Source organism: Streptosporangium vulgare (assembly GCF_042428775.1).
Classification (GTDB): domain Bacteria; phylum Actinomycetota; class Actinomycetes; order Streptosporangiales; family Streptosporangiaceae; genus Streptosporangium; species Streptosporangium vulgare.
In genome coordinates this window covers 1-1,260 of sequence record NZ_JBHMBS010000111.1, presented here as the reverse complement: position 1 = coordinate 1,260, position 1,260 = coordinate 1, and the positions used below count along the sequence as shown (strand labels likewise).

The window sequence follows — 1,260 nt, the reverse complement described above, 5'->3', positions numbered from 1 at the left end:
GCGGTGTCGAGCAGGGCGAGTCCTTCGGGGATGGACAGCGCTTTGACGCCCGCTCGTTCCATTCGTCGTAGGTCGGCTTCGCCGAGGTCTCCTGCCATGCCGCCGGAGGCCCACAGTCCCCAGGCCAGTGAGGTGGCGGCGAGTCCTTGTGCGTGGCGTTGGTGGGCCAGGGCGTCGAGGTAGGCGTTGGCGGCGCCGTAGCCGGCCTGGCCCGCGCTGCCCAGTACCCCGGCCAGGGAGGAGAACAACACGAAGGCCGACAGGTCGAGGTCACGGGTGAGTTCGTGCAGGTGGCGGGCGGCGTCGGCCTTGGGCCGCAGGACCGCCTCGATGCGCTCGGGGGTGAGGGAGGCCACGATGCCGTCGTCGAGGACTCCGGCGGTGTGCACGATGCCGGTCAGGGGGTGCTCGGCCGGTATCGAGGCGAGCAGGTGGGCCAGGTCGGCGCGGTCGCCGACGTCGCAGGCCGCGATCGTGACCGTGGCGCCCAGGTCGGTCAGCTCGGCGGCCAGGTCGGCGGCTCCGGGCGCCTCGGGTCCGCGCCTGCTGGCCAGCAGCAGGTGTTTGACCTGGTAGGTGGCGGCGAGGTGTTTGGCCACGACCGCGCCCAGACCGCCGGTGCCACCGGTGACCAGCACCGTCCCCTCCGGACCGAACACCGACCGCTCGTCACCACGGTCCGCGGTGCGGTTCAGTCCCGGTGTCAGCAGTTGCCTGTCTCGTACCGCGATCTGTGGTTCGCCCGTGGCCAGTGCCTGGGCGAGCACGCTCTCGTCGAGGACTTCGGTGTCCACATCCAGCAGCACGAACCGGCCCGGCTGCTCGGCCTGCGCCGCCCGCACCAGACCCCACACCGCCGCCTGCGCCGGATCCGGCACCTCACCCGCGACCGCCACCACCGCGCCACGAGTGAGCAGGACCAGCCGCGAGGAGACGAACCGCTCCCCGGCCAGCCACCCCTGCACCAACGCCAGCACCTCACCCGTCACCACGCCCAGCTCACCACCCGACGCAACGCTGACCAGCACCACCGCAGGCGGCTCGACGACCGAATCCAGACCGGCCCCCGCCTCCAGCACCATCCAGGAGGACGACTCCGCAACCGCCCCGGCCGCGACCGCGCTCCAGCTCACCTGGTGCAACCAGCCCTGACCACCCGAAGCGGCCAGATCAGAGGTCGACAACGGACGCAACGTGAGCGCCTCGACCTCCGCCACCGGCACACCACTCCCATCGGCGATGGTGAGCGCCATGCTGGTG

At 71.8% G+C, this 1,260-nt stretch carries 1 protein-coding gene; it reads right to left on the bottom strand.

The genetic code is table 11. From position 1 onward, the window contains the following. A partial coding sequence (locus ACFFRH_RS44200) for a beta-ketoacyl reductase (RefSeq protein WP_386164180.1) occupies positions 1-1,260 on the bottom strand: 1,260 nt, incomplete at both ends.